This is a genomic window from Bradyrhizobium sp. Bra78, assembly GCF_024519855.1.
GTDB classification, from domain to species: domain Bacteria; phylum Pseudomonadota; class Alphaproteobacteria; order Rhizobiales; family Xanthobacteraceae; genus Bradyrhizobium; species Bradyrhizobium japonicum_G.
In genome coordinates, this window is the sequence record NZ_JALJRE010000003.1 from 459756 (window position 1) to 481184 (window position 21429).

23 protein-coding genes are annotated in these 21429 nt (G+C 65.2%); 12 read left to right on the forward strand and 11 right to left on the reverse strand.

What is annotated here, in order from left to right:
* Nucleotides 1-6 precede the first annotated feature (6 nt).
* Both OC450_RS09515 and OC450_RS09520 read right to left on the reverse strand, forming a co-directional pair.
* A complete protein-coding gene (locus OC450_RS09515) occupies nt 7-768 on the reverse strand; it encodes a hypothetical protein (protein WP_211382914.1) in 762 nt (253 codons plus the stop codon).
* Between the two features lie 14 nt (nt 769-782).
* Nucleotides 783-971 (reverse strand): hypothetical protein, encoded by a 189-nt coding sequence (locus OC450_RS09520; protein WP_211382913.1) that lies wholly within the window; start codon nt 969-971, stop codon nt 783-785.
* Between the two features lie 253 nt (nt 972-1224).
* Between OC450_RS09520 and OC450_RS09525 the strand changes: the two genes are divergently transcribed.
* Complete coding sequence (locus OC450_RS09525) at nt 1225-2202, forward strand: DUF2336 domain-containing protein (protein ID WP_211382912.1); 978 nt, start codon at nt 1225-1227, stop codon at nt 2200-2202.
* Here OC450_RS09525 and OC450_RS09530 read toward each other — a convergent pair whose 3' ends face one another.
* From OC450_RS09530 to OC450_RS09545, 4 genes are all read right to left on the reverse strand, one after another.
* Nucleotides 2203-2547: a DUF1491 family protein gene (locus OC450_RS09530; protein ID WP_211382911.1), complete on the reverse strand. Its 345-nt coding sequence runs from the start codon at nt 2545-2547 to the stop codon at nt 2203-2205.
* Between the two features lie 53 nt (nt 2548-2600).
* Nucleotides 2601-2813, reverse strand: a complete 213-nt coding sequence (locus OC450_RS09535; protein WP_211382910.1) for a hypothetical protein — start codon at nt 2811-2813, stop codon at nt 2601-2603.
* 158 nt (nt 2814-2971) lie between these two features.
* A complete protein-coding gene (locus OC450_RS09540) occupies nt 2972-3670 on the reverse strand; it encodes a peptidoglycan-binding domain-containing protein (protein WP_262047746.1) in 699 nt (232 codons plus the stop codon).
* On the reverse strand, nt 3663-5531 hold the full coding sequence (locus OC450_RS09545; RefSeq protein ID WP_262047747.1) for a PAS domain-containing sensor histidine kinase: 1869 nt from the start codon (nt 5529-5531) through the stop codon (nt 3663-3665). Before OC450_RS09545 ends, OC450_RS09540 begins: the two co-directional genes overlap by 8 nt.
* A gap of 406 nt (nt 5532-5937) precedes the next feature.
* Here OC450_RS09545 and OC450_RS09550 point away from each other — a divergent pair, with 406 nt between their 5' ends.
* Nucleotides 5938-6363, forward strand: coding sequence for a DUF5330 domain-containing protein (locus tag OC450_RS09550; protein WP_211382907.1), 426 nt, complete (start codon nt 5938-5940; stop codon nt 6361-6363).
* 69 nt (nt 6364-6432) lie between these two features.
* Nucleotides 6433-6861 carry a SufE family protein gene (locus OC450_RS09555; protein ID WP_211382906.1) on the forward strand — a complete coding sequence of 143 codons (429 nt, stop codon included), beginning with the start codon at nt 6433-6435 and terminating at the stop codon, nt 6859-6861.
* Between the two features lie 4 nt (nt 6862-6865).
* On the opposite strand, the gene OC450_RS09560 is transcribed toward OC450_RS09555, so the two are convergent.
* Together OC450_RS09560 and OC450_RS09565 are read right to left on the reverse strand one after the other, a co-directional pair.
* Nucleotides 6866-7282: a MucR family transcriptional regulator gene (locus OC450_RS09560; RefSeq protein ID WP_262047748.1), complete on the reverse strand. Its 417-nt coding sequence runs from the start codon at nt 7280-7282 to the stop codon at nt 6866-6868.
* A 163-nt stretch (nt 7283-7445) separates the two neighbouring features.
* Nucleotides 7446-8312, reverse strand: a complete 867-nt coding sequence (locus OC450_RS09565; protein WP_262047749.1) for a DUF308 domain-containing protein — start codon at nt 8310-8312, stop codon at nt 7446-7448.
* A gap of 313 nt (nt 8313-8625) precedes the next feature.
* On the opposite strand from OC450_RS09565, the gene OC450_RS09570 reads away from it, so the two are divergent.
* Nucleotides 8626-10275: a glycosyltransferase family 39 protein gene (locus OC450_RS09570; protein ID WP_211382903.1), complete on the forward strand. Its 1650-nt coding sequence runs from the start codon at nt 8626-8628 to the stop codon at nt 10273-10275.
* Between the two features lie 127 nt (nt 10276-10402).
* Nucleotides 10403-11182: a class II aldolase/adducin family protein gene (locus OC450_RS09575; RefSeq protein WP_211382902.1), complete on the forward strand. Its 780-nt coding sequence runs from the start codon at nt 10403-10405 to the stop codon at nt 11180-11182.
* Nucleotides 11183-11365: 183 nt separating this feature from the next.
* Here the strand turns inward: OC450_RS09575 and OC450_RS09580 are convergent, their stop codons facing one another.
* The 3 genes from OC450_RS09580 to OC450_RS09590 all read right to left on the reverse strand — a co-directional run bounded on the left by OC450_RS09580 (nt 11366) and on the right by OC450_RS09590 (nt 15913).
* The gene (locus OC450_RS09580; protein ID WP_262047750.1) at nt 11366-12760 is read right to left on the reverse strand and encodes a M20/M25/M40 family metallo-hydrolase; all 1395 of its coding nucleotides are present in this window, start codon (nt 12758-12760) and stop codon (nt 11366-11368) included.
* Nucleotides 12761-12798: 38 nt separating this feature from the next.
* Entirely contained in the window at nt 12799-14157 is a 1359-nt protein-coding gene (locus OC450_RS09585; RefSeq protein ID WP_211382900.1) for a glycosyltransferase family 87 protein, read from the reverse strand.
* A 133-nt stretch (nt 14158-14290) separates the two neighbouring features.
* Entirely contained in the window at nt 14291-15913 is a 1623-nt protein-coding gene (locus OC450_RS09590) for a DUF853 domain-containing protein (RefSeq protein ID WP_262047751.1), read from the reverse strand.
* Nucleotides 15914-16261: 348 nt separating this feature from the next.
* Here OC450_RS09590 and OC450_RS09595 point away from each other — a divergent pair, with 348 nt between their 5' ends.
* From OC450_RS09595 to OC450_RS09625, 7 genes are all read left to right on the forward strand, one after another.
* On the forward strand, nt 16262-16627 hold the full coding sequence (locus OC450_RS09595) for a DUF2267 domain-containing protein (RefSeq protein WP_211382898.1): 366 nt from the start codon (nt 16262-16264) through the stop codon (nt 16625-16627).
* 26 nt (nt 16628-16653) lie between these two features.
* Nucleotides 16654-17061, forward strand: coding sequence for a DUF4332 domain-containing protein (locus OC450_RS09600; RefSeq protein WP_211382897.1), 408 nt, complete (start codon nt 16654-16656; stop codon nt 17059-17061).
* A 231-nt stretch (nt 17062-17292) separates the two neighbouring features.
* Nucleotides 17293-18153: a dihydropteroate synthase gene (folP, locus tag OC450_RS09605; RefSeq protein WP_211382896.1), complete on the forward strand. Its 861-nt coding sequence runs from the start codon at nt 17293-17295 to the stop codon at nt 18151-18153.
* Nucleotides 18150-18518, forward strand: coding sequence for a dihydroneopterin aldolase (folB, locus tag OC450_RS09610; protein WP_262047752.1), 369 nt, complete (start codon nt 18150-18152; stop codon nt 18516-18518). The genes folP and folB overlap by 4 nt, the downstream gene beginning before the upstream one ends.
* Nucleotide 18519: 1 nt before the next feature.
* Complete coding sequence (gene folK / locus OC450_RS09615) at nt 18520-19011, forward strand: 2-amino-4-hydroxy-6-hydroxymethyldihydropteridine diphosphokinase (RefSeq protein WP_211382894.1); 492 nt, start codon at nt 18520-18522, stop codon at nt 19009-19011.
* Nucleotides 19012-19092: 81 nt separating this feature from the next.
* The gene (locus tag OC450_RS09620) at nt 19093-20964 is read left to right on the forward strand and encodes a methylmalonyl-CoA mutase subunit beta (RefSeq protein WP_262047753.1); all 1872 of its coding nucleotides are present in this window, start codon (nt 19093-19095) and stop codon (nt 20962-20964) included.
* The gene (locus OC450_RS09625) at nt 20961-21425 is read left to right on the forward strand and encodes a GFA family protein (protein WP_262047754.1); all 465 of its coding nucleotides are present in this window, start codon (nt 20961-20963) and stop codon (nt 21423-21425) included. Before OC450_RS09620 ends, OC450_RS09625 begins: the two co-directional genes overlap by 4 nt.
* Nucleotides 21426-21429: the final 4 nt, after the last annotated feature.

The following is a 21429-nucleotide window of genomic DNA, read 5'->3' on the forward strand; positions in this document are numbered from 1 at the left end:
CCCCGATCAGCCCTTCACGACGACCGCGCGGCCGTAGGGCGGCTGCGCCGCGACCGGCGGGTTGGCGGTCTGGGCGGCGAGTTCGCCGATCAGGCGGTCGGCATCGGCGGCCATGCCGTCGGGCGCCTGGATCACCAGGCGTTCCAGCGCCCAGCGATAGGACGCGACGCGCTGCTCGAGGCATTGCTGGACCCACTGGATGATCAGCGAATTCTCCTGCATGCGCGCGACCGCATCCTCCCTCTCCCTCGGCGAGAGCTCGGAGACGCGCGCCATGCTGGCATTGCGCTTCTTGTCGAGATCGATGACGTGGATCGCGGAGGCGAAGAACGGCTCGAAGCGGGTGATGTCGTTGCGCACGTCCTCGATCAGCTGCGCATAGCGCGAGGAATGCGAGCGGTGCGGCTCGTCGATCAGCGTGCGTCCGTACATGGTGCGGTCGAACACGATCTTCTGCTGCCAGGGTGACGGCAGCGCCTTGTAGTCGCCGAACACGCTCTTCCAGGCCGGGCGCGACAGCGGCGGCTCGATCATGGGATAGGCGAGGTCGCGAAGCTGGCGCTCGGCGTCGGTGAGCTGGAATTGGGACGGCCTCAGGCCGACGCTGCCGGTGACCTCGGCCCCCAGCCAGCGATGCATGTCGTCGCTGCGCATGCTCTCGCGGGTGCGGCCGAAATCACCGCCGCTGCAGGCGGCGAGCATCGCGCCCAAAGCTGCGAGCAGGATGGCCGTTGCGACGGCGCGGATCTGGCGAAGGTCTTCCGGCATTGCAAAGCCGGAGGCTAGCGGCGACGGCGACGACGCCCCGGCGCTGTGCCCTGCTCCGGTCCGCGATCGCCGCTGGTTTCGTCGCTCTCGCGCTCGATGCGGATCACCGGGAGGATCAAGATCGTTCCCATGTCCGCGCGCGGAGCCACGTCCCCCGACGAGCCCACCCGGCGACCGGCCGGAAATTCGATGATGGTCCCCATGTCAGCTCTCTTCAATTGCCGCGCGACCGAGCGCGCTTCTGCAACATGGGATCATTAAGATCAGTTCATGGTTAACGGGGTGTAAACGCGCCGGCGGAACCGTAACCGCACGGGCCGGCCCCGCCGTCCCGTTGCGGCACGAGAACGGCTTCAATTGCAGGGCCGGCTTCACGCCTCGTTTTCCTTAACGAGCCTTTAAAGGAGCCTGCGATAGACTGGCGGCGAGCATCTTTTCCAGGTCGCGTATCTCTCAATGACCAAGTCGCTGTTTCCCGGATTCGACGGGCTGATGTCCCTCTCCCGTCGCGAAGGCGTCGATGTTCGCCCGACGCTGCTGCGCGTGCTGACCGACCTGTATGTCCAGACGCGCGTCCACAGCGAGGACGAACAGCGGCAATTCGTCGAACTCGCCACGCGATTGATCGACCAGGTCGACGATGCGACACGCGCGGCCGTCAAGGCACGGCTCGCGATCTATCCTCAGACGCCCGTCCCGATCCTGCAGAAGCTTGGGCTGGTCGCAGCCCAGGAAGGCCGCAGGGTTCCGCTCGCGCGCGAGACCCCGGCTGCCCCGCCGGCGCCCTCCCCGGTCCGCACGCCGACCGAGGCCGAGCAGCGCATGGCCTCGAACATGGCGATGCAGCCGAGTGACGCCGCCGAAATCCACGACATGTTCTTCCGCGCCGATGCGTCCCAGCGCGCGCTGATCCTGCACAATCTGGCGCAGACGCCGCTGAAGGCCGCGCCGCGAATTCCGACCGTGCGCGCCAAGCGCGCGATCCAGATCCTGGAGATGGCGGCGATCGCGGGCGACGTCGAGAATTTCACCTTCGAACTCGGCGACAGCCTGATCCTGCCCTCGCGCGTCGCCGCCCAGATCGTGGACGATGCCGGCGGCGAAGCGCTGGCGATCGCCGCGCGCGCTCTCGACATGCCGAGCCCGAACTTCCAGCGCATTCTGCTGTTCTTCAAGCCGGAGATCGGCATGTCGGTCGAAGCGGTGTACCGGCTGTCACGGCTCTACGATCGCCTCGGCGATCGCTCGGCGCTGGTGATGCTGGCGGCCTGGCGCGGCTCGACGCTCGCCGTCACGCGGGCAAAGTACCAGCCGTCGCTGCATGACAGCGAGCGCCAGCGCGCGCGCGCGGGCGCGAGCCAGACGCGGCCCGGCGTGCAGCCCGGCTCGAGCCCGGCGGTGCGCACCGGCACAGGCGGATCGTCGGATCGGTAATCAGGTCTTCGCGAGCTCGAGAAAGTGTCGCCCGGCGCGGTCCTCGGTCTCGACGATCCAGACATCCGAATCGAAGCGTATTTCCTTGGTCAGCCGTTCCTCGACCGCGGGCTCAGGCAGCGGCTGCTGCGCAACCGGCACGAAGAAGCGGTCGACCGGCCGGCCGTCGTCATAGACGGTCTGCGGCGCCGGCACATAGAGCATCGCATTGCCGTCGAGCAGCGACACCTTCACGAACACCGCTCCCGCCTCCTCGGCCCCGCGACGACGCACCGCGCCGTACACGCCCTCGGTCTGGCACCGGCGCAGATAGGCTGCGACCCATATGTTCGATTTCAACCGCATGAGTCCGACGATAGGCCAGCATGAAGCGCCGCGCCAGTCTCAGCGCGGGCTTCTCATGCCTTGCGCGCGCGCTGCTGTCCACCGCCGATCTGGCGTGCGACGAGGTATGACAACGGCATCGCGAGCGCAAAGCCCACGGCGACCGCGTACGGGATGTTCCTGATGGCGTCGCTGGCGAAGCTCGGGACCATCAGCACCACGATCAGGCTGATACCAGCCAGCGTGGTTCCAAGCATGATCCAGACCAGAATCGAGACCTTGAACATGACAACCTCTCCTCCTCGATGATGAAGACGAGAGATCATCGTGGCCGAAGCCGCCGGCCGTCATTGATCCCGGGCAAATCACACCAGCATGGACCCGGCTTCTTTTGCCGGCGCGCGAGGCGCAGAATTGATGCGCATCAATGACAGTTGAAGTACCGCTATTCGACGGGATGGCCGATCGCGGCGCCGAGCTCGCGCAACAGGCGGTCGGACACCTGGCCGGTCACCTGCATCCTGTGTTCGCGCTCGAATTTCTGGATCGCGGACTGGGTCTCGCCGCTCATCGCGCCCGTGACCTTCAGATTTCCATAGCCGTATTCGGACAGCGCACGCTGCACGCCGGCGATACGCCTCGCGGCGGGGCTCTGCTGCACCGGAATCGGCGCCGGCGGCCGCATCGCGGAGAGCGGCGTCGAGGTCGTTGCCTTGACCAGACTGGTCATCGGATCGCTGCCCGAGCGCGGCCCCGATGCGGTTGCCTCGACCGGCTTCTCGGCGGCCCGTTCGGCAGGCTTGGGCTCGACGCGAAACTCCGTCGCTTTCGGCTCGAGCGGCGAGGTATCGGCGCCGACGGGGCGCGGACGCGGCAACGGGTTCGACAGCGACACGGACGAGGGCGCTGGAAGATTGATCACGGTGCCGAACATCGGCGCGGGATGCCGGCCGGTCTGCAGGAACAGCGCATTGGCGACGATCGCGCCAATGGCGGCGACGGCGACGAGGCCGGCCAGCGTGTCCTTGGGGCTGTGCAGCAGCACGCGCATCACGAGGTTGCGCTCGGTCTCGACATCGATGACCGCGGCCTTGGCGCCTCGGCGGCGCGGAGCAGCTTCGTCCTTGGCAGACTTCTTAGGCACTTTTCTTCACCGGAGCAGGTTGGTCGTGAGTTTGGTCTTGAAGTTTGTCGTGAGGCTCATGACGCAGCACCGGCGTCAAGGTCGCGATCTTGCTCTCAGCCGGCATTCTATCGGCAGGTTTGGCGTGCGGCGGCGTGTAGACGAGCGGCAGCTTGACGGTGACGGCAGTGCCCTCGCCGAGCCTGCTTTGTACCGTCAATTCGCCGAGATGCAACGCCACGAGGCTCTTGACGATCGAAAGTCCGAGGCCGGTTCCTTCATGCCGTCGCTGATAGGTCTTGCCGGCCTGGAAGAACGGCGCGCCGATGCGCTTGAGATCGTCGGGTGCGATCCCGACGCCGGTGTCGCTGATGCGCAACGTGAGCTGCGATCCGGTCACCGCGGCTGTCACGGAGACCTGGCCGCCGCGCTCGGTGAACTTGATGGCGTTGGCGACGAGGTTGAGCACGATCTGCTTGAACGCGCGCGGATCTCCGGTCATGACCGGCAGGTCCTGCGGCGCGTCCGTGACGAGATCGACGCCGTTCTCCCGCGCCTTCAGCGCCAGCAGATTGCAGCAATGCAACAGCGATGCGCGCGGCGCGAACGGCTCGGACGCGATCTCGAAATTGCCCGATTCCATCTTGGACATGTCGAGGATGCCGTTGACGACCGAGAGCAGATGCTGGCCGGAATCGTTGATCAGCTGGGCGTATTCCTTGCGCTGGGCCGCACCCAGCATCAAGGTCTGCTCCTGCGCGATCATCTCGGAGAAGCCGATGATGGCGTTGAGCGGTGTCCGCAGCTCATGGCTCATGGTGGCGAGGAAGCGCGTCTTGGCGGCATCCGCCGCCTCCGCAGCGCTGCGCGCCTGATCGAGCGCCTGCTCGGAAAGCTTGCGATCGGTGACGTCGCGCATCACGCCGACCACTTCGGCCTCGCACGTGACATCCCGGCCCATATCCTGATCGAGCGGGCGGCAGCGCATCTCGACCCAGATGAAATCGACCTGGCCACGCTCCGAGCCGACGGGCTCCCGGCGCAACCGGAATTCGACGCTGCGCACGTCGCCGCGTGCGGCATCGGACAGCGCCGTGAGATACGCCGGACGGTCGGCGACATGGACGCGGTCGAACAGACCGTGGCCGAGCAGCTGGGTGGCGGGCATGCCGAGCATCGCCTCCACCGCCGGCGAGATGAACTGCACCGCGCCGTTGCGCTGATGCCGCGAGATGACGTCGCTCATGTTGCGCGCCAGGAGGCGATAGCGCTCTTCTTCACGCGACAGCAGCGCAACGCTGGTGCGCGCGAGCGATTCCGCGCCGAAGGCAAGGGCTGCGGAATAGAGCGTCGCCGAAGCGACGCCGAACGCCATCAGCGCGCCACGTTCCGCGGCGCTGGTGTCGCCGGCCGGCAGCCAGCCGAGATGGCCGACGAGGATCAGTATCCCAGCACAGGACAGCGCGAGCAGCGAGGCGAAGGCCGCGACGCGGCGCGAGGCCGACAGCGCAGCTTCGAGCGGGACCACGACCAGCCAGATCGCTGCGAATGATTCGATGCCGCCGGTGCTAATCGCAACCGCCATGATCAGGCCAGCGAGCGCTAGCGACGACAGCACATGCGCGCCTTCATAGCGGCCGGTGCGCGACAGGAACCAGGACAACAGGATTGGCGCGATCAGCCAGGCGAAGGCGGCCACCTCGATCGCGCTCGGCGCGCCGCGCATGGCGAGATAGACCGGGAATGCGGCAAAGGCGGCCAGGCTGCCAAGCAGCCGCGGCGCCATGAAGGCACGATGGCGCGCTCGCGTCAGCGCATCGTAACGCGCGGAAGGATGCAGCAGCGCATCGAGACAATCGCGGATGATACTCAAAACTGTCACGGGTCTCGCGCTTCGGCTCACTCGTCGAGAAGACGCGCCGGAACGCCTCCTTATCGTTGAGCCACCGTGTCAGAGCGACCTTAAACGAGTGCTAAGGCAATGCGGCGCGCGGCTGGACACGGTGTCATCGCGGAGATTTTTAGGCGATTTGAACACGTCTTCAGCGGGGATGGTGAACACAGGGTTTCACCTTCCCCCGCATGGTTTCGAATTGGTGGATATGCGAGCCGGCGGAATCACGGGCACAGGGCGTCAATCGAAAATTCACGAGAACGGGACTTGGAAAGATTTTTGCGTAAATTTTCCGCGAATTAAGCGGAAGGCAATCAGTTGGGATTTATCGAGAGTTGCTAGGTCCGACATCCGCGGAGATCGCCGCGGGGGATCTAACATACAGGTCGATAAGATGCGCTTTCTGCTTCGCATCACATTCTGGCTCGGGCTGGTGCTGGTGCTCCTGCCGCGGGACAAGACGCCCGAATCGGACAAGCTGCCGCAGATCGGCGCTGCCGACGCGGTGCAGGCTGCGACCGCGGCCGTCTCCGACATGACCCAGTTCTGCAAGCGCCAGCCGGCGGCCTGCGAGGTCGGCGGACAGGCCGCGACCATCATCGGCCAGCGCGCGCAGGACGGCGCGAAGAAAATCTACCAGATCATCAACGACAAGAAAGAGCAGCTCGAGAAGACCGACAAGAAGGCGCCCGACCACACCGGCTCGATCGCGCTGGCCGGCGAAGGCGACCTTGCTGCAGGCGAGGCGCCGCACGACACCCTGTCCCAGGACGATCTCGCGCTGGAATGGCGCGGCCCGGCGCCTGCAGAGGCGAATTAGCGCCCAAACCCTATCGATTTCGGCGCCTTGCGTCCCTATATTGGCCTGAACGGGAACACACGGGCCAGCATGACGACGATCGATGAAATCAGGGATAATTTCGAGATTCTGGACGAGTGGGACGACCGCTACCGGTACGTCATCGAGCTTGGCCGCGCCCTGGAACCGATGCCCGAGGCCGAGCATTCGGCCAAGAACAAGGTGAATGGCTGCGTCAGCCAGGTCTGGCTCGCCAAGCATGTCGACCGCAGCAATGGTGCGCCGATCCTGAAGTATCTCGGCGACAGCGACGCGCATATCGTGCGCGGGCTGGTCGCGATCGTGCTCGCGCTCTATTCGGGCCGCACGCCGCAGGAGATTCTCGCGACGGACGCCCTTGCCGTGTTCGACGAATTCGGCTTCCGCGATCACCTGACGCCGCAGCGGTCCAACGGACTGCGCTCGATGGTCGAGCGCATCAAGACCGACGCAAAAGAGGCGCTCGCGGACGCATCGTGAGAAGTTACTTCCGCTTCCGCTGCTGCTGCCCCAGTCCCATCTGCTTCGCAAGCTGCGAGCGCGCCACTGCATAGTTCGGCGCGACCATGGGATAGTCGGCCGGCAGGCCCCATTTCTCGCGGTATTGCTCCGGTGTCATGTTGTACTGGGTGCGCAGATGGCGCTTCAGCGACTTGAAGCGCTTGCCGTCTTCCAGACAGACCAGATAATCGGGCGCGATCGACTTCTTCAACGAAACCGCCGGCTTTGCCGGCTCGAGCGGCGCCGTCTCGGTGCGGCCTGACGAAACCCGCACCAGGGCGCCATGCACCTGGCTGATCAGGTTCGGTATCTCGCCGGACGGCGTCGGATTGTTGCTGAGATAGGCCGACACGATGCTCGCCGTCAGCTCGATGAAATTCTTAGCCCCGGCATCCGACATGGGCCCGACCTTTCCCTAACCTTGCATTCTCATGGATTGACGACGCCGAAGTATTCCGTGTCAACAATACGTTGGGCCAAAATACGACGACTGACGAGAATGAGCTGATTACTGAGGAAACGCCGACGCTTTACTTGTGCGCCTCAACTTGTGCGCCTCAGTCTCAGGACCGCTGGTCGAGATGGGCGCGCAGCTCGTCGATCGATGCGAAGCGCATCATGCCCTCCGGCATCTGCGCTTCGATCGAGCCGTCGGAATACAGCGAATAAGCCATGCCATCGACAATGCCGGATTTGAGCACGGTCACGGGCGCCTGCTCGGCCGCTGGTGCCGGGTCGGGTGGGGGCGGCGGCGGCGGGGCAGCTTCCACGAAGGTCGACGGCGAACGCGGCGGCGGGCGACGCCCGGCGGCCGGCGGTTCCGGTGCGCGCGTCCGGTCCGGCTTCGGCCAGGCGTCGTCAAAGCTCGCAGGCGGAACATCCGGTACGCCAGGCGCCGCTGACGGCTCTGCATGCGGCGGCGAGGCCTCGCCGGCCTTCGCCTCCGCACGCTCGCGCTCCTTGCGGGAGGTCGAGGCGAACAGCAAGTTGCGCCGGCGCGGTGGTTCAGGAGTTTCGGGCAGCGCTGGAACCTCCGGTTCCGGCGGCGGCTCGACGCGCGGACGCTCGCGCGCGGACGCTTCGTTCTGCCACGGTGGCGGGCCTCCGGCCGGCGGTGGCGGCGCCGGCTCGATCCTGGCTGCGCTCCCCGCTTCGGGCGCGGGCGCTCCAGGCATCCCGAGACCGGGCAGCACGGGCCTCACTCGAACCTCGGACGCTGCGGCTGATCCAGCGAGCCGGCGGGCGATGCCCTTCAGTTCCGCGACCACGACATAGAGACCGGCCAGTAACATCCCGGAGCAGACCCCGATGGTGCCGGAGATTATGAGAGTGCTGCCGAGACTGAATTCCCTGACGGTAAAGCCAAACAGGATCGCAAGGAGGCCCGCCAAAATGGCGAAAATCCCAGCGATCAACAGAGCCACGGTCATCGAACTCACCCCCGGCCGCGCATCCACACGCGACACCCGTCACGCCACGATACCGTCATACGGCGCTCCACGCCAACGGCGAATTCGGGCCTGCGTTCCTAATGAGAAGGAAATCAGGGACTTATTCACATTCCCTTCAGCTACGGCCCGCTACGTCTAGGCTCGCTCTCAAGTTTCTGGTTTTGCTGCGTCGCATCAGGAATTTAGCTATAATGCCCAATTACTTGGTAATGGAACTGCGCTATAGGGATTTCGGGGAGCAGGCCCGCGCGCGCCAGCAGGGCCAACAGGGGATTCCGGGTCACCAATAGCCATGACATCCATCACGACTTCGGCGATCGATACGCCCCTGCGGCGGTCGGTTGAACGGACTTGCGACGATCTTGCCATGCTGGTGCTGGCCGCGGTCGCCGTCATTGCAGGCTTGACCTTCCGCGACTACGGGCTCGGCTGGGACGACTACACCCACGCTGAATATGCCGACCTGCTGCTGCGCATGTTCGGTTCCGGCTTCAGGGACACCGCGGCGCTCTCCTTCGCCAACCTTTATATGTACGGCGGCGGCTTCGACATGGTCGCAGCCCTCCTGCACAAGGTGATTCCGCTCGAGCTGTTCGAGACGCGCCGTCTGCTCGGCGCGGTCGTCGGCGTGATCGGGCTTGCGGTGACGTGGCGGCTCGGCCGCCGTGTCGGCGGCCCGCTTGCGGGTCTTGCCTCGCTCCTGCTGCTCGCGCTCTGCCCGATCTTCTACGGCCACATGTTCATGAATCCGAAGGATGCGCCCTTCGCGGTGGCCATGATCATCCTGATGCTGGGCCTCGTCCGCCTCGCCGAGGAATATCCGCAGCCTTCGCCGCGCACGATCCTGATCGTCGGCTTCGGCTCGGGCCTGTCGCTCGGCTGCCGCATCCTCGGCGGGCTCGCGCTGGTCTACGCCATGGTCGGCTTCCTCCCGCTGTTCCTGGAGGAACTGCGCACCGAAGGCGTTCGCGAGGCGGCCCGCCGCTTCGCCCATGTCGTCTACGTGCTGCTGCCCGGCCTCGTGTTCGGCTACCTCGTGATGGGCCTGATCTGGCCGTGGTCGATCATGGAGCCGGGCAATCCGTTCGAGGCGCTGACCTACTTCTCGCACTTCTTCGAGAAGCCCTGGAAGGAGATGTTCGACGGCGCGATCGTGTCCGTGCCCGACATGCCCTGGTCCTATCTGCCGACGCTGTTCGCGCTCCAGCTGCCCGAGGTGATGCTGGTGCTGATGGCCGGCGCCGCGGTCAGCACTTTCGCCATGCTGCCGCGCCGCGAGGTTGCAGCGCGCCGCAAGACCATCCTGCTGATGCTGACGCTGGCGGCGACGCTGCCGCTCGCCATTGCGATGGTGAAGCGGCCGGCGCTCTACAACGGCATCCGCCATTTCGTGTTCGTGATCCCGCCGATGGCAGTGCTCGGCGGCGTCGCCTTCGGCTGGGTCATGGAGCGCCTGCGCGTCAACCACCGCACCTGGCAGCCGGTCGTGCTCGCGACCTTCTGCTTCGGCCTCGCGCTGTCGCTCGCCGAGATGATCCGGCTGCACCCCTATCAATACACCCACTTCAACCACATCGCCGGCACCGTGCGCGGCGCCGACGAGCGCTTCATGCTGGACTATTGGGGCCTGGCGCTGAAGCAGGCTTCGGACGAGCTGCGCGAGCAGATCGTCGAGCGGCAGGAAGTGCCGCCGGGCAATCGCAAGTGGAAGGTCGCGGTGTGCGGTCCGCAGCGCCCCGCGCAAGTCGCACTCGGGCCCGACTTCACCATCGGTTGGGATTCCAACGCGGCCGATTTCGCGATGACGCTCGGCGAGTTCTACTGCAAGGGCCTCACCGCACCGGTCATGGTCGAGATCAAGCGCGACGACGTGGTGTTCGCGCGCGTCTACGACATCCGCGGCCGCAGCATTTCCAGCCTGCTCTCGATCCCGGCACCGTAATATTCTTCCCCGGACCCGCTGGCTCCATGCGGGCTACGCTGGACTGCCGCGCTTTCGGCGCCTTGCCGCCGCCCCCAACCGCGACTACGCTGCCGCCCCGCAACAACGATGTTCGGAGAGACCAGCCATGTCGCCAGCGGAAGCGCGCCTGAAGGAAGTGCCGTCGAACATGACGGAGGCCGAGTGGCAGCAACGGGTCAATCTCGCCGCCTGCTACCGCCTCGTCGCGCTCTACGGCTGGGACGATCTGGTCGATACCCACATTTCCGCGCGCGTCCCCGGCCCCGATCATCACTTCCTCATCAACCCCTACGGGCTGATGTTCGACGAGATCACGGCCTCCAGCCTCGTCAAGGTCGATCTGCACGGCAACCAGCTCTCCGAGAGCGAGTACAGCATCAATCCGGCCGGCTTCACCATCCATTCGGCGATCCACGAGGTGCGCGAGGACGCAATCTGCGTGCTGCATCTCCACACCCTCGACGGCACCGCGGTGTCGAGCAGCGCCGAAGGGCTGCTGCCGCTGAACCAGACGGCCCAGCTCGTCACCCACGACCTCGCCTATCACGACTATGAAGGCATCGCGCTCGACCATGACGAGCGGCCGCGGCTGCAGAAGGATCTCGGCGACCACAACCACATGCTGCTGCGCAATCACGGCACGCTGACGGTCGGCCGCTCGGTCGCCTCCGCCTTCGAGCGCATGTACCACCTCGAGCGCGCCTGCTCGATGCAGGTGCGCACGCGCGCGCTGGGCACGCCGGTCTATCCGGTGGACGATGTCGCGATCGACAAGAACACCGAGCTGCTCGCCAACCGCGACCGTGCCGAGCTGCGCGCGACGAACCTCGTGTGGCCGCCGCTGCTGCGCAAGCTCGACCGCGAACTGCCGGGCTATCGGTCTTGAGATTTTCGGGATTCGGTGTAGGGTAGCTGCCAACGAACCTCTACGCCTTTTGGAATGAAACGCCGCCCAATTCCGGGCGGCGTTTTTATTTTGGGGCGGCCTCCTTGGCTCGTCATGCGCGGGCTCGACCCCCGCATCCATCGCAAAATGATCTTGCCTGATGACGGCGTTGATGCCGAAGCCCTACTTCACCTCCGCCAGCGCAGCCAGGATGCGGGCCCAGGAGCGGATGCCTTTCTGGAAGCTGCGGAGGTCGTACTTCTCGTTGGGCGAGTGGATGTTGTCGTCATCCAATCCGAAGCCGACCAGCAGCGAGTCGAGCCCAAGCGTACGCTTGAAGTCGGCGACGATCGGGATCGAGGCGCCCGAGCCCATCAGCACGGTCTCCTTGCCCCATTCCTCCGTCAGCGCCTTGCTGGCCGCTGCGAGCGGCTTCATGTTCCAGTCGAGCGCGACCGCCGGCGCGGCGGAATGGTCGCCGAACTCGACCTTGCAGTCGCCCGGAAGCCGCGCCGTCACGTAGTCGCGGAAGGCCTTGCGGATCCTCTGGGGGTCCTGCCCCTCGACCAGGCGGAACGAGACCTTTGCCGAGGCATGCGACGGGATCACCGTCTTGGAGCCCTCGCCGATATAGCCGCCCCAGATGCCGTTGACGTCGCAGGTCGGGCGCGAGGAGGCCTGCTCGATCAGCAGCCGTCCCTTCTCGCCGGCCGGGATCGACAGGCCGATCGGCTTGAGGAACATCTCGGGCGTCAGGTTGAGCTTCTTCCACTGCTCCAGGATGTCGGGCGGCAGATCCTTCACCCCGTCGTAGAAGCCGGGGATGGTGATGCGGTTGTCGTCGTCGAACAGGCCGCCGAGGATCTTGGTCAGCACCCGGATCGGGTTCATCGCGCTGCCACCGAACACGCCGGAATGCAGATCGCGATTGGCGGCCGTGATCTTCAGCTCCTCGTAGAGCAGACCGCGCAGCGAGGTCGTGATCGCCGGCGTGTTGCGGTCCCACATGCCGGTGTCGCAGACCAGCACATAGTCGGCCTTGAACTCGTCCTTGTTGGCCTCGATGAAGGGCACGAAATTCTTCGAGCCGACCTCCTCCTCGCCTTCGATCAGGAAGGTGACGTCGATCGGCAGCGAGCCGGTCACCTTCTTCCACGCGCGGCAGGCCTCGACGAAGGTCATCACCTGGCCCTTGTCGTCCTCGGCGCCGCGCGCAACGATGATCTTGCGGCCGTCGGCGTGGTCGGTGACCACGGGCTCGAACGGCGGACGGTGCCAGAGATCGAGCGGATCGACCGGCTGCACGTCGTAATGGCCGTAGAAGATCACATGCGGCCGCCCGCCCGCCCTGGTCATGCCGACGATGGCGGGATGGCCGGCCGTGGGCCTCACTTCCGTGGCGACACCGAGGCTGGCGATGTCCTTGGCAAGATGTTCGGCCGCCGCCTTGCAATCGGCGGCGAAGGCCGGATCCGCGGAGATCGACTTGATCCGCAACAGCGAGAACAGCCGCTCCAGGCTGTTATCAAAATCCTTGTCGATGTGGTCGAGCACGGATTGAAGCTGCGCATTGGCCATGGTCGATTCCCTACGTTCGGGTCCCAAAAATCGGGAGCTCAGGATGTCTTTTCAAGAAGTCTTGGCTCTTCAAGAAGTCTGGCTTTTACCGCTACCGCAGGCTCGGAGCCAGCCGCAACCGGGGGATGGCGGATGTGCCATGCGAGGCAACCTGCGAGGATGGCCGTGGCGGCGAGGTTATTGCCCCAGGCCTGGGTGACGTTGGGAAACCACGGCAGCGACAGCAGCATGAGGGCGCCGGCCGCGCCCAAAGCGAGCCAGGTTCCAAGCCGCACGTTCGCCCGCTCGTCGAAAGCGGCACGATGCATCAGCACCGTCATCGGGAAGAACAGCCACATGAAGTAGTATTGCCGCGCCAGGGGCGATGCCACCGTCATCAGGCAGAACAGGATGCCCAGCTCCTCGGCGTCGGAACGCGCCGTTCGCCGTGCTTGCCGGGGCATGACCGCGACGAAGCCGAGCCCGAGCAGCGCCGACAGCGCCAGCACGATCCAGTTCGCCGTCCTGTAGTCGACGTCGATGACATTCATCGTGCGCGGCGGCTTGTTGGGATCCTCCTGATTGTAGTTGATCGGCCGGACCAGGCGATGCGTGACCGCAATGAGGGACTGGTTCACCCACGACCAGTTCTGCTCGTCGCGCTGGCCAAAACCCTTTTCCGAGCTCGAGCCGACCATGGCGTTATACCAGGTCTCGAGCTCGGCGGCGTTGCGCTCGAAGCCACGGATCGGCGCCGGCACGACATAGAGAAGGATGCCGGTGAAGGCGACCGTAGCGGCGACGGCGGCCCACTTCCGACGCCAGACCAGGTAGGGCAGAACCGCAATCGGAAACACCTTAATGGCGGTCGCGAGCGCGAACATGAAACCCGCGAGCCAGGAGCGCTGATGCTGCAAGCTCCAGAAGCCGTAGAGCATCATCGCCAGCAGCACGAGGTTCGGCTGGCCAAGATCGAACATGTCGAACACGAAGGTCACGGTGACGATGGCGGGCAGCGCCTCCAGCCAGGGGGCCGGCCTGCGGCCCGAAGCGGTCATGGCATTTGAGAGCATCCCGGTGTACCACCACGCCACGATATTGAGGATCGACAGCACGCTGTAGAGCGCGATCTTGCCGAACCAGCTCGGGATCGCCAGCAGGATCGCCGGCAGCGGTGGATAGATGAATTCGAAATACGCACCGATGTCGCCGGGATAAAGCGGCCCGCCCTGCAACACCTGCTGCCCGGCCCAGTACCACAGCCCGTAATCCTTGGTCTTGCCGTGGCCGAATATCTCGGGACCGAGGACATCGGCGGTCAGGACGAAGCAGCAGAGCAGGAAGAGCAGGTCGAGCGGCGCACGCAGCGACAGGGTTCTGAATGCGAGGGGTTCGGCGAAAGATTCGGTTGAGGTCACGGTGCGGTCCAGTCAGGGACCATAGCACCTAGCAGACCGACGGACGCTTGGAGAGTCCTGTTCACCCTAATTTGTACCGGTCGCGCACGAGGGCCGGGTTTGCGGACAGATTGCCTCGAACGGGGCTTTCTGCCTATCGACGCAGCAAGCCGCCGAGCGCGCCACGGACCAGGGTGCGGCCGATCGAGCCACCAATCTGGCCGGCGACCGACTTGCCGAGATTGGCGGCCATCCCCCCGATCACCTGGTTCGTCACCGATCGCGTCACGTCGCGCGCGATGACCTGGCCCGTCGACAGGCGACCGCGCTTGACGTTGGTGCCGAAGATGGTGCCGACCATCGAGCCGATCTGGCCGAGGATGCCGCCGCCACCACCAGCCGGACCGCCATCGGCAATCGCAGCCGTCCCGGCAATGCGCTTCTGGATCATCTCATAGGCGGACTCTTCATCAACGGTGGTGTCGTATTTGCCCTTCACCGGGCTCGCATCCATGATCGCCTTGCGCTCTTCCGGCGTGATCGGTCCGATCCGGGCCGATGGCGGTCGGATCATCACCCGCTCGACCATCGCCGGCGTGCCGTTGCCTTCGAGGAAGGACACCAGTGCTTCGCCCTTGCCGAGCTCCATGATCACCTTGGTGGTATCGAGCTTCGGGTTGGGCCTGAAGGTCTGTGCTGCGGCGGCGACCGCCTTCTGGTCGCGCGGGGTGAAGGCGCGCAGCGCGTGCTGCACCCGGTTGCCGAGTTGCCCGAGCACGCGGTCGGGGACGTCGATCGGGTTTTGCGTAACGAAATAGACGCCGACGCCCTTGGAACGGATCAAGCGGACCACCTGCTCGATCTTGTCCATCAGCGCCTTCGGCGCGTCGTTGAACAGCAGATGCGCCTCGTCGAAAAAGAACACGAGCTTCGGCTTGGGCAGGTCGCCGGCCTCGGGCAGCTCCTCGAACAGCTCCGACAGCATCCAGAGCAGGAATGTCGCGTAGAGCCGTGGGCTCTGCAGCAGCTTGTCGGCGACGAGGATGTTGACCATGCCGCGGCCGTCGCGATCGGTCTTCATGAAGTCCTTCAGCGTCAGCGCAGGCTCGCCGAAGAATTTGGTGCCGCCCTGGTTCTCCAGCACCAGGAGCTGGCGCTGGATGGTGCCGACGGTGGCCTTGGTGACATTGCCAAAGCCCTGGGCCGCCTTCCGGATGTCGGCAAGCGGATCATCGGCCGCGTCCGGCCCCTTCTTGCCGCTGTCGGGCACGATGGCATCGAGCAGCGCGCGCAGATCCTTCATGTCGACCAGGACAAGGCCGTTGTCGTCGGCGACGCGGAAGGCGACGTTGAGCACGCCCTCCTGCACGTCGTTCAGATCGAGCATGCGCGCGAGCAGAAGCGGTCCCATTTCCGTGACGGTCGCCCGTACCGGATGGCCCTGCTCGCCGAACACGTCCCAGAACACCGTCGAGAACTGGTCGGGCTCGAACGTCAGTCCCATCCCGGTAGCGCGCTTGACGATGAAATCCGTGGGCACGCCGACCTCGGAGATGCCGGAGAGGTCGCCCTTGATGTCGGCAGCGAAGACCGGAACACCGGCGCGCGCAAATCCTTCCGCCATGACTTGCAGCGACACCGTCTTGCCGGTTCCGGTTGCACCTGTGACGAGGCCGTGGCGATTGGCGAGCGCCAGCGTCAGCCATGCCTGCTCGTCTCCCTTGCCGACGAAGATCTTGTCGTCGGTGTCGCCGAGCTTGCTGTCCTGTGCGGTCATTATTCTCTCTGATCTGTCTGACGCGTTTCGCTGATCGAAACTCAAATGCACCAGTTCCGTAGTTTAACGCATGTCGCGCGCCGATTGAAACCATTCAACGCGGCCTCGGCATGCGACATTGCCGGAAACCAATGAGCGACATCAGCCGAAAGTAGGAATGACGCATTCGCACCGCGGCATTTTTTTGCCGATTCGATCTCCGCTCTTGCATCGCTGCAACACTTCTCGCGCGTTCGAGAACGAATCGGAACGTTGGTGGCGTTCATCGCTTGTATTTCACATCACACCGGCTCAAGATCATTTTGAAAGCAATACTCCGGCATGTGAACCGGCTGAGGGGCAGGCCATATGGACGAGCTGATCGGGCGGCTGGCGACAAACGCCAGCATAGATAGTGCTGTCGCTGAAAAGACCGTCGGCATTATCCTGGGCTTCCTCCGCAACGAGGGTCCTTCCGACATCGTCAAGGCTCTGATCGATCATATCCCCGGTGCGGAGGGCGCAATCGAGGCGTCCGGCAGCGGCGGCGGGCTGTCGCGGCTGATGGGCGGCGGCCTGATGGCGGTCGGGACACGTCTGATGGGCCTGGGCCTCGGTATGTCCGAGATTCAGAACGTCGCCCGTGAACTTTTTCGCTTCGGCCGAGACAAAATCGGAGCGGATCAGATGGGCAAGATCATCGCGGGGACCCCGGGCCTCAGCCAGTTCGCCTGAAGCCTGCGCATTTCATATCGAGCATCATGACATATCCGATCTCCGAGATTGAGGGCCTGTCGACCTTTGCCGCCAACAAGTTGAAGGCGCAAGGTATCCGCACCACCGACGCGCTGCTCGAGGCGGCCTCGACCGTGAAGGGCCGCAAAGCGCTCTCCGCCAAGACCGGCATCAGCGAGCAGTTGCTGCTGGAATGGGCCAACGTCTCCGACTACATGCGTATCCCCGGCATGGGCAGGGCCAAGGTCGGCCTGGTCCGCGCCGCCGGCGTTACCACCGTGCGCGAGCTCGCCTATCGAAATCCGGCGAGGCTCGCCCAGAGCATGCGGGATGCCAACGAGAAGAAAAAGCTCCTCCGCATCCTGCCTTCAGAGAAGTCGGTCGGCGACATCATCGCCAAGGCAAAGAAGCTGCCGCCGAAGATTTCGTATTAGCCTGCTTTCCATCCGCGCCATTCTCTCCCCGTCATCCTGAGCTACTCGTCGTGGGACGCAACGCGTCTGACGACGAACCTCGAAGGATGCACGGCCACGCTGCGAGAGCCGGGCGGTCGCCCTTCGAGGGCCGCTGAAGAAGCGGCCACTCCAGTATGACGGTGAAACAGCAGCGCGCGTTGCCGCCAATCCCGTCTTGACTCCCCCTCCCCGGCAGCTAAAGCGAGCCGCATGAATGCCTCGCCCTCCCCATCCGTCCCGGCGGCCGGTTCAGTCGGGCATGATTTGCTGCGGACGCTGCTGGAGCGGCCGATCCCGGCAGTGATGGGTGTGCTCAACGTCACCCCTGATTCCTTCTCCGACGGCGGCGAATTCGTCGCACCAGAGCAGGCGCTCTCGCGGGCGCGCGCGATGATCGAGGCCGGGGTCGACATCATCGATATCGGCGCCGAGTCCACCCGGCCCTACACGGGTGCCAAGGCCGTCACGGTTGCCGACGAGCTTGCCCGGCTGAAGCCGGTGCTGTCAGGCGTCGTGGCGCTCGGCGTTCCCGTGTCGATCGACAGCATGAAGGCCGAAGTCGTGGCCTTTGCGCTCGACCAGGGTGCCGTGATCGCCAACGACGTCTGGGGCCTGCAACGCGACGCCGCCATGGCGCCGCTGGTGGCCGCGAGGGGCGTCCCCGTCATCGTCATGCACAACCGCGACAGCGTCGATCCCGCCATCGACATCATCGCGGACATGAAGGCGTTCTTTCAGCGCTCGCTGGAGATCGCGGCACAAGCCGGCATCGCCCGTGACAAGATCGTGCTCGACCCCGGCATCGGCTTCGGCAAGACGGCCGAGCAGAGCATGATTGCGCTGGCGCGGCTGCGCGAACTCGAAATGTTCGGCCTGCCGGTCCTGGTCGGCGCCTCGCGCAAGCGTTTCATCGCCTCGGCCTCGCCGTCGGAGCCGAAAGAGCGGCTCGCCGGCTCGATCGCCGCGCATCTGATCGCCGCCCGGCGCGGCGCAAAGATCATCCGGACCCATGACGTCGCCGAGACCCTGCAGGCCCTGCGGGTCGCAAACGCAATCGAGAGCAAGCAATGACCGATACGATCTTCGTGACCGGCCTGTCGATCCATGCCCGCCACGGCGTGATGGATCACGAAACCGAAGTCGGACAGCGTTTCGTCATCGACCTCGAACTCCATACCGACCTGTCGGAGCCTTCGCGCTCCGACCGCCTCGCCGACACGGTGTCCTACGCCGAAGTCGTGGCGACCACGACCGCGGCGTTCAAGAACACCAATTACAAGCTTTTGGAGCGCGCCGCCGGCGCGGTCGCGGATGCCATCCTGTCGCACTTCCCGCGTATCCGAGCCGTGAAGATCACCGTGCACAAGCCGCATGCGCCGATCGCGGCGATCTTCGACGACGTCGGCATCATTCTGACGCGCTCGCGGCACCCCTGACATGGCGAGCGTCCTCATTGCGCTCGGCGGCAATGTCGGCGACGTCCGCGCGACGTTCGGGAAGGCGATCGCCCATGTCTGCGGCATGGCGCAGGCCGCGCTGATCGCGCGCTCATCGGACTATGCGACCCCGCCCTGGGGCGACGAGGACCAGGCTCCCTTCATCAACGCCTGCATCGAAATCGACACCGGCCTCGATCCGCACGCACTGCTGTTCGTGATGCAGAAGGTCGAGCAGAAATTCGGCCGCACGCGGGACAAGGAGCGGCGCTGGGGCCCGCGCACGCTCGATCTGGACATGATCGCCTATGACGATGTCAGCCTGCACAAGCCCGACCTGACCCTGCCGCATCCGCGCCTGTTCGAGCGCGCCTTCGTGCTGGTGCCGCTGGCCGAGATTGCACCCGACCGCGTGATCGCAGGCATTCGCGTGCGTGACGGGCTCGCCAGCGTCTCGACGCAAGGCATTGAGCGGCTTCCGGATACCGGTTAACCAAAAACAACCGTTTGCAGGGACGGCCGGCCGTGGCAATTTCGCCTGCGAATAACAAGATTTTCGGGAGCCCCTCGCCGCATGACCTCCGTGACTGACGAACTGCCTCTGGCGGCGGATTTTCCCAGGGCGACCGTCGAAGACTGGCGCAAGCTGGTCGATGGCGTGCTGAAGGGCGCGCCGTTCGAGAAGCTGGTCGGCAAGACCTATGACGGCCTCAGGATCGATCCGCTCTATCCGCGCGCCAAGGGCGTTGCGCCCGTGGTGGGACGGCCGCCGGCCGCGCCCTGGCAGATCATGCAGCGGATCGACCATCCCGATGCGATGCTGGCGAATAAGCAGGCGCTGACCGATCTCGAGAACGGCGCAACCGGGCTCGCGCTGGTGTTCGCCGGAGGCAACGGCGCTTACGGTTTCGGCCTGGAACCTTCGGCCGATGCGGTCGCAAAGGTCTTGAAGGACATTCATCTCGACGCCGGCATCGGCATCGAGCTCCAGATCGGTCCGCAATCGCAGATGGCGGCGATCCATGTCGCGGAATATGTGAAGAGCAACGGCATCGATCCTGCCGCCTGCGACATCCGCTTCGGGCTCGATCCGCTCGCCGCCGGCGCGGTGTGGGGCCACAGCCCCTATACCTGGGACGAGATCGTTCCTGCCGTCACCGGCGGCATCAAGGGCCTCGCCGCGCTCGGCTTCAAGGGGCCGTTCGCGTCTGCCGACGGACGCGTGATCCACGATGCCGGCGGCTCCGAGGTACAGGAGCTTGCCTTCGTGCTCGCCTGCGGCGTCGCTTATTTGCGCGCGATCGAAGGCGCCGGCGTTCCGCTGGAAGCCGCGCAGGGAATGGTTTATGCGCGTCTCTCTGCCGATGCCGACCAGTTCCTGACCATGGCAAAATTCCGCGCGTTGCGGCTGTTGTGGGCACGCATCGAAACGGCATGCGGATTGACACCGAAGCCGCTGTTCATTGCCGCCGATACGGCCTGGCGCATGCTGACGCAGCGCGACCCTTACGTGAACATGCTGCGCGCGACCATTGCGACGTTCGCAGCGGGGCTCGCCGGTGCCAACGCGATCACCGTGCTGCCGCATACGCTGGCGCTGGGGTTGCCGGATCCATTCGCGCGTCGCGTGGCGCGCAACACGCAAGCCCTGCTGCTGGAAGAAAGCAACCTTGCCAGGGTCAGCGATCCCGCGGCCGGCGCAGGCGGCATCGAGACGCTGACCGCGCAGCTGTGCGAGGCGGCCTGGGCGCTGTTCCAGGACAGCGAGAAAGCCGGCGGCGCCTTCGCCGCGCTTCAGCAGGGCGTGTTCCAGAGCAGGGTCGCGGCCGCGCGAAAAGCGCGTGACGCCAACATTGCAAAGCGCCGCGACGTGTTGACCGGTGCCAGCGAGTTTCCGAACCTGCATGAGCGCGAGACCACGGTGCTGAAGGCGACGCCGGTTGCGCTCGCCCCCTACGGCGAGCAGAAATACAATTTCGATGCGCTGCCGCCGATCCGGCTTGCGGAACCGTTCGAGGCGCTGCGCGACAAATCCGATGCCGCGCTGAAGGCGCGCGGGGCACGACCAAAAGTGTTTTTGGCCAATCTCGGTACGCCCGCCGACTTCACGGCGCGCGCGACCTTTGCCAAGAGCTTGTTCGAATCCGGTGGGATCGAGGCCGTTGACAGCGAGGGCTTTGCCGATCCGGCCGAGCTGGCTGCCGCCTTCAAGGCCTCCGGCGCCGAGCTCGCCTGCCTTTGTTCCAGCGACAAGGTCTATGCGGAACACGCCGAAGCCGCGGCGAAGGCCCTGCAAACCGCAGGCGGGCGACATATCTATCTGGCAGGCCGCCCGACTGATGCCGAGGCGGCGCTCCGTGCGGCCGGCGTCACGGGCTTCGTTTTCGCCGGCGGCGATGCGCTTGCCACGTTGCAAGACGCTTATCGACGTATGGAGCAGGCATGACCGAAGTGGGCAAACCAGTCTTCACCGGCGGCTGCCAATGCGGCGCAGTGCGCTTCGCGGTCACGGCCACGCCGAACCGGGTCTCGATCTGCCACTGCCGGATGTGCCAGAAGGCGAGCGGTGCGCCGTTCGCCTCCTTCGCCGACATCAACCGGGCGGATTTCGCCTGGACCAAGGGAAAGCCGTCGTTCTTCCGCTCCTCCACGATTGCGGACCGCGGCTATTGCGCCGCCTGCGGCACGCCTCTCAGCTTCGGCCGTATCGACGGCGATCGGATCGAGATCATGACCGGCGCCTTCGACCGACCCGACCAGCTGGTGCCGACACGGCAATATGGAACGGAATCCCGCCTCGGCTGGGTGGTGGGAATCTCCAATCTGCCGAGCCAGACCACGCAGCAGAATTACGGGCCGGAGAAGATGGCGACCATCGTCAGCCATCAGCATCCGGATCATGATTGAGCGT

What these genes read in the sequence shown, in the direction of transcription:
- OC450_RS09515 (WP_211382914.1), bottom strand. Translation starts at nt 768, where the DNA reads ATGCCGGAAGACCTTCGCCAGATCCGCGCCGTCGCAACGGCCATCCTG.
- OC450_RS09520 (WP_211382913.1), bottom strand. Translation starts at nt 971, where the DNA reads ATGGGGACCATCATCGAATTTCCGGCCGGTCGCCGGGTGGGCTCGTCG.
- OC450_RS09525 (WP_211382912.1), top strand. Translation starts at nt 1,225, where the DNA reads ATGACCAAGTCGCTGTTTCCCGGATTCGACGGGCTGATGTCCCTCTCC.
- OC450_RS09530 (WP_211382911.1), bottom strand. Translation starts at nt 2,547, where the DNA reads ATGCGGTTGAAATCGAACATATGGGTCGCAGCCTATCTGCGCCGGTGC.
- OC450_RS09535 (WP_211382910.1), bottom strand. Translation starts at nt 2,813, where the DNA reads ATGTTCAAGGTCTCGATTCTGGTCTGGATCATGCTTGGAACCACGCTG.
- OC450_RS09550 (WP_211382907.1), top strand. Translation starts at nt 5,938, where the DNA reads ATGCGCTTTCTGCTTCGCATCACATTCTGGCTCGGGCTGGTGCTGGTG.
- OC450_RS09555 (WP_211382906.1), top strand. Translation starts at nt 6,433, where the DNA reads ATGACGACGATCGATGAAATCAGGGATAATTTCGAGATTCTGGACGAG.
- OC450_RS09560 (WP_262047748.1), bottom strand. Translation starts at nt 7,282, where the DNA reads ATGTCGGATGCCGGGGCTAAGAATTTCATCGAGCTGACGGCGAGCATC.
- OC450_RS09565 (WP_262047749.1), bottom strand. Translation starts at nt 8,312, where the DNA reads ATGACCGTGGCTCTGTTGATCGCTGGGATTTTCGCCATTTTGGCGGGC.
- OC450_RS09570 (WP_211382903.1), top strand. Translation starts at nt 8,626, where the DNA reads ATGACATCCATCACGACTTCGGCGATCGATACGCCCCTGCGGCGGTCG.
- OC450_RS09575 (WP_211382902.1), top strand. Translation starts at nt 10,403, where the DNA reads ATGTCGCCAGCGGAAGCGCGCCTGAAGGAAGTGCCGTCGAACATGACG.
- OC450_RS09580 (WP_262047750.1), bottom strand. Translation starts at nt 12,760, where the DNA reads ATGGCCAATGCGCAGCTTCAATCCGTGCTCGACCACATCGACAAGGAT.
- OC450_RS09590 (WP_262047751.1), bottom strand. Translation starts at nt 15,913, where the DNA reads ATGACCGCACAGGACAGCAAGCTCGGCGACACCGACGACAAGATCTTC.
- OC450_RS09595 (WP_211382898.1), top strand. Translation starts at nt 16,262, where the DNA reads ATGGACGAGCTGATCGGGCGGCTGGCGACAAACGCCAGCATAGATAGT.
- OC450_RS09600 (WP_211382897.1), top strand. Translation starts at nt 16,654, where the DNA reads ATGACATATCCGATCTCCGAGATTGAGGGCCTGTCGACCTTTGCCGCC.
- folP (WP_211382896.1), top strand. Translation starts at nt 17,293, where the DNA reads ATGAATGCCTCGCCCTCCCCATCCGTCCCGGCGGCCGGTTCAGTCGGG.
- folB (WP_262047752.1), top strand. Translation starts at nt 18,150, where the DNA reads ATGACCGATACGATCTTCGTGACCGGCCTGTCGATCCATGCCCGCCAC.
- folK (WP_211382894.1), top strand. Translation starts at nt 18,520, where the DNA reads ATGGCGAGCGTCCTCATTGCGCTCGGCGGCAATGTCGGCGACGTCCGC.
- OC450_RS09620 (WP_262047753.1), top strand. Translation starts at nt 19,093, where the DNA reads ATGACCTCCGTGACTGACGAACTGCCTCTGGCGGCGGATTTTCCCAGG.
- OC450_RS09625 (WP_262047754.1), top strand. Translation starts at nt 20,961, where the DNA reads ATGACCGAAGTGGGCAAACCAGTCTTCACCGGCGGCTGCCAATGCGGC.